This is a genomic window from Kitasatospora sp. NPDC058243 (assembly GCF_042882025.1).
In the GTDB taxonomy this organism is placed as follows: Bacteria; Actinomycetota; Actinomycetes; order Streptomycetales; family Streptomycetaceae; genus Kitasatospora.
This window is the reverse complement of sequence record NZ_JBHVWW010000005.1, coordinates 188,151-195,028: the sequence shown is the minus strand read 5'-3', so window position 1 is coordinate 195,028 and position 6,878 is coordinate 188,151. Positions and strand designations below refer to the sequence as shown.

7 protein-coding genes are annotated in these 6,878 nt (G+C 72.7%); 3 read left to right on the top strand and 4 right to left on the bottom strand.

The window, feature by feature from the left end; translation table 11 throughout:
* Positions 1–79 precede the first annotated feature (79 nt).
* Positions 80–1,024 carry a hypothetical protein gene (locus tag ACFVX9_RS06160; protein WP_380368872.1) on the bottom strand — a complete coding sequence of 315 codons (945 nt, stop codon included), beginning with the start codon at positions 1,022–1,024 and terminating at the stop codon, positions 80–82.
* Positions 1,021–1,554 carry a SigE family RNA polymerase sigma factor gene (locus ACFVX9_RS06155; protein WP_063349820.1) on the bottom strand — a complete coding sequence of 178 codons (534 nt, stop codon included), beginning with the start codon at positions 1,552–1,554 and terminating at the stop codon, positions 1,021–1,023. Before ACFVX9_RS06155 ends, ACFVX9_RS06160 begins: the two co-directional genes overlap by 4 nt.
* A 105-nt stretch (positions 1,555–1,659) precedes the next feature.
* Here ACFVX9_RS06155 and ACFVX9_RS06150 point away from each other — a divergent pair, with 105 nt between their 5' ends.
* Entirely contained in the window at positions 1,660–2,421 is a 762-nt protein-coding gene (locus ACFVX9_RS06150; RefSeq protein ID WP_387980652.1) for an alpha/beta fold hydrolase, read from the top strand.
* Positions 2,422–2,441: 20 nt separating this feature from the next.
* Here the strand turns inward: ACFVX9_RS06150 and ACFVX9_RS06145 are convergent, their stop codons facing one another.
* Together ACFVX9_RS06145 and ACFVX9_RS06140 are read right to left on the bottom strand one after the other, a co-directional pair.
* Positions 2,442–3,089, bottom strand: a complete 648-nt coding sequence (locus ACFVX9_RS06145) for a MarR family winged helix-turn-helix transcriptional regulator (protein WP_387980650.1) — start codon at positions 3,087–3,089, stop codon at positions 2,442–2,444.
* Positions 3,086–4,894, bottom strand: coding sequence for an MFS transporter (locus tag ACFVX9_RS06140; protein ID WP_387980648.1), 1,809 nt, complete (start codon positions 4,892–4,894; stop codon positions 3,086–3,088). Before ACFVX9_RS06140 ends, ACFVX9_RS06145 begins: the two co-directional genes overlap by 4 nt.
* Before the next feature lie 616 nt (positions 4,895–5,510).
* Here ACFVX9_RS06140 and ACFVX9_RS06135 point away from each other — a divergent pair.
* Both ACFVX9_RS06135 and ACFVX9_RS06130 read left to right on the top strand, forming a co-directional pair.
* Positions 5,511–6,482 (top strand): urea transporter, encoded by a 972-nt coding sequence (locus ACFVX9_RS06135; RefSeq protein WP_380368885.1) that lies wholly within the window; start codon positions 5,511–5,513, stop codon positions 6,480–6,482.
* Between the two features lie 90 nt (positions 6,483–6,572).
* A complete protein-coding gene (locus ACFVX9_RS06130; protein WP_063349823.1) occupies positions 6,573–6,878 on the top strand; it encodes an urease subunit gamma in 306 nt (101 codons plus the stop codon).

Below are 6,878 nucleotides of genomic sequence, written 5' to 3'. Positions count from 1 at the left end.
CCGGGGGAGCGGGCCGGCCCCGCGGGCCTGGTCGGGCGGCCGTGGCCGCCCGGTCGTGTTCAGCCGGTCGCGTCGACCGCTACTCGGTCAGCATCTTCTCGCCGGCGTCCGGCAGCTTGGTGCCGTTCTTGTCGAAGAACTGCCACGACGTCACCTTCTTGCCCGGCTGCTCGGGTACCACCAGCCGCTGGTACGGGGAGTCCCCGACGGCCTTCAGCCACGGCTCCATGACCGTGCCGTCCGACCAGGTCACCAGGACCTTGCCGACGTCCGGGCCGAGGGCCATCACGGCGAGCTTGATCGGGAGCGGACCGGGCGTGCCGGACTTGTCCCGGGCGCCCATCAGGCCGCCGCTGAACGTGTCGGCCATCCGCGGGTCGAGGTGGCCCGGCGCCGGGTAGCTGCCCGCGTTGTCGTGCGGCTGGCGCACCCCGTCCAGGGTGACGTAGTCGTTCACGACGTCCTCGTTGGGCTGCCAGTACTGCTGGACGTACGCCTCCGTCGGCTTGTCGAGCGAGGAGTCGACGGCGTGGCGCTCCTCCCAGACGGCCACCGCCTGCTCGTACGCCCGCTCCTTCGGGGCGACCGGCCAGAGCGCCGTCCAGAGCTTCCACGTCTTGCCGTCGGGGGTGTTGCCCTGGGCGAGCGTCACCCGGACCGGGGTGAACGGGTCCCGCTCGGCCGTCGCCGTGCCGGACGGCTGGGCGGCCGGGCCGCCCCCGGTGCCGCCGCCGGGACCGCCGTTGGCCGGGACGAGCGCCTGGGCGCCGCTGCTCGCGGGGGAGCTGTGCAGACCCGCCATCGTCCCGCCGCCCAGCACCACCACCGAGGCCAGTGCGAGCGCGCCGACCACCGACCGGCGACGGCGCCGGATCCGGCGGCCGCCCGCCATGATGTCCGCCATCGGCGCCGGGCTGATCCTGGCCCCGGCCGCCACCTCCGCCAGGCCGAGTCCGACCCACACGTCGCCGTCGTCGCCCGCCGCGCCCATGCCGACCGTCCCGCCGTTGCCGCCCGCGCTCATACCGCACCTCCGATGCTCGTCATGCCCTTGATTTCCTTCAGCGCTGCGGCCCCCCGCAGTCTCGCGATCCCCTTGGCCGCGTGGCTGCGCACGGCGCCCGTCGAGCAGCCCATCGCCTCGGCGGCCTGACTGTCGCTCAGGTCCTCCCAGTAGCGCAGCACCACGGCCTCGCGCTGGCGGGCCGGCAGGGCGGCCAGCGCCGTCATCAGCGCGCCGCGCTGGTCGGAGCGGGCGTAGCAGTCCTCTGCTCCGGCCTCGTCCGGCACCGCGTACACCAGCAGCTCCGGCGCGCGACGGCGCCAGCGGCGGGCGTGTTCGTTCACCAGGATCCGCCGCACGTAGCTGTGCGGATCGCCGGCCCGTCGCACCTTCGCCCAGGCCGCGCAGGCCTTCTCCGCCGCGGACTGCACCAGGTCCTCGGCCGCGTACTGCTCCCCGGCCAACAGGTATGCCGTCCGCAGCAGCCGTGGCCAGGCCCCGACGATGAACGCCTGGAACTCCTCGTCCCGGTCGGTCTTCGTGCCTCCCATGAGCACCTCCTCACCCACCTAGAGCCCGGAAGCGGCCCAAAGCGCTTACTCCCGCCGATCACCAAACCGGTTGGCGTCCCCCAGCGGCGTCGATACGATCCGCGGATGATCCTCTCCCATGACGTATCTCATGACCTGCCGGGCGACCGCCCCACCGTGGTGCTGCTGCACTCGTCCGTGTGCGATCGGAGGATGTGGGACCCGCAGTGGCAGGGGCTGGTCGACGCGGGCTACCGGGTGATCCGGGGCGACTTCCGGGCCTTCGGCGACACGCCGCCGGCCGACGCCCCGTACAGCGACGCGCAGGACGTGCTGGCGCTCCTCGACCACCTGGGCGTCGAGAGCGCCGCGCTGATCGGCGCCTCGTACGGGGGGAAGGTCGCCATGGACGTGGCGGCGCTGCGCCCCGGGGCCGTCACCGCGCTGGCCCTGCTCTGCTCCGGGGCGGCCGAGCACGTCGCCGGTGACGCCCTGATGGCCTTCGCCGCACGGGAGCGGGAACTCCTCGCGACCGGGGACGTCGAGGGCGCCGTCGAGCTCAACGTCGAGACCTGGCTGGGCCCGGAGGCGGGCGACGAGGCCCGCGAACTCGTCCGCCGGATGCAGCGGCGCGCCTTCGAGGTGCAGACGGACGCCGAGATCGGCCCCACCGACGACGAAGCGGACCTCTCCCGGATCACGGCGCCCTGCCTGGTCGTGACCGGCGGCCACGACGTGGACGACTTCCGGCAGATCGCCGACTCCTTGGCGACCCGGATCCCCGGCGCCCGCCGGCTCGAACTGCCCTGGGCCGGCCACTTCCCCGGCCTCGAACGGCCCGAGGAGACCTTCGAGTTGCTCACCGGATTCCTCCGCGAGACGGCGTAGGCGCCCCGAGGAGCGCTGCCTCAGCCGGCGGAGTCGCGCCGGTCGGGGTAGGCCGGGTCGGGGCAGGGCGGATCGGGGCAGGCTTGGCCGGGGAAGGCCGGGTCGGGATCGTCCAGCAGCAGCTCCAACAGCGGTACGGCCGCCTCCAGTTGACGGCACTGCTGCGGGGTGAGCCGCGCGCTGCGGCGGGCCAGCAGGGCGGAGCGCTCCCGGCGGATCCGGGTGATCGCCGCCAGGCCGGCCGGAGTGAGTTCGAGCAGCTGGGAGCGGCCGTCCAGCGGGTCGGGGGTCTTGGCGATCAGGCCGTCGGCGGTCAGCGGGGCGATCGTGCGGAGCACGGACGGCACGGCCACCCCCTCCCGCGCGGCGAGTTCGCCGAGCCGCAGCGGGCCGTGCACCTCCACCCGGGCCAGGGCGGAGAGTTGGGCGACGGTGAGGTCCTGGCCGCCGGAGGCGCGGGCCATCTGCCGGTTGAGCCGGCCGATCGCCAGGCGCAGCCGGACGACGGCCTTGGCGGAGAGACCGGCCCCGGCTGCGCCGTGGCTCCCGGCCTGGGCGTCGGCGTCGGCGGCGGTTGCGGCCTCGGCGTCGGTCGCGGTGTCGGCGCCGGTCGCGGTGTCGGCGTCGGCGCCGGTCACGGAGTCGGTCACGGCATCGTGCCCGGTCATGGCCTGCGGGCCTTTCCGCGCGGTGCGGGCCGGCCCACACCGGGCCGTTCAGCGGGCCCGACCGTGCCCGGCCGGGTGCGGCGGGGCCGGCGCGGCCCGGTCCGCTCGCGGACCAGCGAGGCCGCCGCGGCGACCAGCGACATGGCGATCGCCAGCCAGAACACCACGACCAGGCCGTCGTGGAAGGGGCCCGAGATCAGTTGCGGGAAGAACTCCCGGCCGGTCAGCGTCCGGGCGTTGGCCGCCGGCAGCATGCCGAGCACGTGCGGGCCCAGCAGCTGCTGGATCGGGTTGTACCCGAGGAACGCGGCGAAGAGCGTGCCGACCGGTGGCAGCGAGGCGATGGTGTGCGCGTCGGCGGCGGGCACGCCCTGCGCGGTCAGTCCGGCGGTGAGGGTGTGCGGCAGCGAGCCGGCCAGGCCGGCCACCATCAGCGAGAAGAAGACGCCGATCGAGAGCACCATGCCGGCGTTCTGGAAGGTGGCCCGCATGCCGGAGGCGGCGCCGCGGGCCTCGGCGGGCACGCTCGACATGATCAGCGAGGTGTTGGGGGCCGCGAACAGGCCGCCGCCCAGCCCGTTGAGGAACACCAGGACGGCGAACCACGGGTAGCCGAAGTCGGTGGGCAGGAGCAGCAGTCCGGCGAAGGACAGGGCCATCACCACCAGTCCGCCGGAGGCGAACAGCCGGGCCCCGGCGCGGTCGGAGAGGTAGCCCGAGACCGGCCCGGCGGCCAGGAAGCCGACGGTCAGCGGGACGAGGTAGATGCCCGCCCACAGCGGGGTGTCGGCGTAGTCGTAGCCGTGCAGCGGCAGCCAGATCCCCTGCAGCCAGATGATCAGCATGAACTGGAGGCCGCCGCGGGCGATCGAGCCCAGCAGGGTGGCCGCGTTGCCGCCGGCGAAGACCGGGTCGCGGAACAGCGCCAGCGGGAACATCGGCTCGGCGACCCTGGACTCGACCAGGCAGAAGGCGATCAGCAGCGCCACGCCGCCGAACAGCCCGCCCATCACCCAGGGGCTGGTCCAGCCCATGGTGTGGCCGCCGTAGGGCTGGATGCCGTAGGTGATCGCGGCCAGCAGGGCGGTCAGGCCGACGGCGAAGGTGACGTTGCCCCACCAGTCGATCCGGGCGGGCCGCCGTACGCCGGTCTCGCGCAGCGACCGGTAGGCCCAGACCGTGCCGAGGATGCCGATCGGCACGTTGACCCAGAAGATCGACCGCCAGTTCCACTCGGCCAGCAGCCCGCCCAGCACCAGGCCGATGAAGGAGCCGGCGATGCCCGCGACGATGTTCACCCCCAGCGCCATGCCGCGCCGGTGGGCGGGGAACGCGTCGGTGATGATCGCGGCCGAGTTGGCCATCAGCATCGAGCCGCCGATCGCCTGCACCACCCGCCAGCCGATCAGCCACAGCGCGCCCGGCCCGCCGTGCAGCGGGTCGAGGGAGAGGGCCACCGAGGTGAGGGTGAAGATCAGGAAGCCGGCGTTGTAGATCCGGACCCGGCCGTGGATGTCGCCCAGCCTGCCGAGGGTGACCACCAGGACGGCGGTGACCAGCATGTAGCCCATCAGCATCCACAACAGGTAGCTGACGTTGCCGGGTTGGAGCGGGTCGAGGCCGATGCCGTTGAAGATCGCGGGGAGGGAGATCAGGACGATCGAGGCGTTGACGGTGGCGATCAGGGTGCCGAGCGTGGTGTTGGAGAGGGCGACCCACTTGTACCGGGGATGGTCCGCCGCCACGGCTCCGCGGACCGCGCGGACGGGCCGGCGCCTGCCGTTGTTCGGGATCTTCGTCGCCACCGCTGCCCCCAGGTGAGTGGCAGACCGGGGCCGCCAGTCGGAGAGTACTTCGATAGCTTTCGCTAACTAACGATAGTCCGACCACCCCACTGCCGGTAGCCCGCAGGCGTCCCGGAGGCCGCCACCGGCCACCGGCCACCGGCCATCGGTCCGCTCCCGCGCTGCCGGGAGCCCGGCGGCCGGTTCGTGCTCGCGGGCCCGCGTTCGCCGACCCGGCTGCTTTCCGACGCGTCGCATGCACATTTCCACCACATTCCCGCAGTGCTGCGCCGCCTTTCGCGGCGCCGGATGTCCGAATTGCCTGACCGGGGCGGCTTCGTGTCGAATTCCTTGACATGACCACCTTCTCGTTTTCGTCTGTCGCAAGTAAAACTTCGCAAAGAATGGCTCTCCACAGGGGGGTCACTGACCTGCGCAATCAACATATTGTTGCAGCTCAGAGGCCTGATGATCACCCTTCGCCATACGGGTGTAACCGGTCGTGTCCGCGCCGACCGGCATTCCGCAGGAGTACGGTTCCGGAGGAATCGCCGGGCGTGCTCGCGAGTAAAGTCGAGCAGCCTTGCGGGACTATTCGCCATGCCGTGAAAAGCCGTACCGGGAATTGGTGCGAAGTATGGGTCAGAAAAAGGGTGAGCCGGGGGCCTCGGGGGCCGCCCGCCCGATATCCCTCAAGTTAGCCGTCGAAGTCCTGCGCGGCGTCGCGCAGGTGGACTTCATGCCGTCCGCCGTCTGCGGCCTGTTCTTCGTGGCCGCACTCTTCGCGGCCGGCTGGCGCTACGGCGTCTACGGACTGCTCGGCAGCGCCGTCGGAACCGCCGTCGCGTACGGCCTGCGGCTGGCGCGCGACGCCGTCGAGGCCGGGCTGCACGGCTACAACGGCTGCCTGGTGGCGCTGGGGTGCGCGGTCTTCCTCGGCCCCGACCACCCCGCCACCGTCGCGGCGGCCGTCCTCGGCGCCGTCGTCGCCGTGGTGGTCACCGCGGGCCTCGGCGCGGTGCTCGACAGCTGGAAACTGCCCGCGCTCACCGCGCCGTTCTGCCTGGTCGCCACCGCGACGACGGCCGCGGCGCCCGGCTTCCGCCACCTGTGGCACGGCACCGGCGCCCCGACCGCCCTGGCCGGGCCGGCCGCCGGCCCGATCGGGCTGACCTGGGACCAGCTGTGGCACGGGTTCTTCGCCAACATCGGCCAGATCTTCTTCATGCCCCAGTGGTACGTCGGCCTGCTGTTCCTGGCCGGCATCTTCGCGGCCAGCCGCCCGGCCGGCCTGCTGGCCTGCGCGGGCAGCGCGACCGGGCTGCTCACCGCCTGGGCGCTCGGCGCGCCCGCCGACGCCGTCGGCCAGGGGCTGCTCGGGTACAGCGGGGTGCTCGTCGCGATGGCGCTGTGCGGCGTGTTCGTCGCCCCCGGCGGGTGGAGCGCGGCCTACGCCGTCCTCGGCGCGGCCGCCGCCACCGTCCTGACCCCGGCGCTGGCCGCCGCCACCGCGCCGTTCGGCGGCCACGCCTTCACCTGGCCGTTCGTCCTGACCACCATGCTGTTCCTGGCGGCGGTGCCGGCCATTCCCCGGCTGCGCAGAGTCTGACCGGGTTTCGGTGGTCCGAATTCCCGCCCGTGACAGGCGTGTTCATTCGGAGTTCCTGCGGAGTTCCCTCGGAAAGGAAGAGTGATTCCCGTGAATCTCGCCCCGCGTGAGATGGACAAGCTGTACATCTACGTCGTGGCCGATCTGGCCCGCAAACGCCGCGACCGCGGTGTGAAACTGAACTACAGCGAGGCCTGCGCGCTGATCAGCGAGGCGATCATGGAGGGCGCCCGGGACGGGCGCACCGTCGCCGAGTGCATGGAGATCGGCAAGCAGGTCGTCAGCGGCGAGGACGTCATGCCCGGCGTCCGCGAGATGCTGCCGCTGCTCCAGGTCGAGGCCGCGTTCCTGGACGGCACCAAGCTGGTCTCCTGCCACGACCCGGTGGGTGCCTGA

Coding starts and splice junctions, on each gene's coding strand:
- ACFVX9_RS06160 (WP_380368872.1), bottom strand. CDS start 1,024: ATGAGCGCGGGCGGCAACGGCGGGACGGTCGGCATGGGCGCGGCGGGC.
- ACFVX9_RS06155 (WP_063349820.1), bottom strand. CDS start 1,554: ATGGGAGGCACGAAGACCGACCGGGACGAGGAGTTCCAGGCGTTCATC.
- ACFVX9_RS06150 (WP_387980652.1), top strand. CDS start 1,660: ATGATCCTCTCCCATGACGTATCTCATGACCTGCCGGGCGACCGCCCC.
- ACFVX9_RS06145 (WP_387980650.1), bottom strand. CDS start 3,089: ATGACCGGGCACGATGCCGTGACCGACTCCGTGACCGGCGCCGACGCC.
- ACFVX9_RS06135 (WP_380368885.1), top strand. CDS start 5,511: ATGGGTCAGAAAAAGGGTGAGCCGGGGGCCTCGGGGGCCGCCCGCCCG.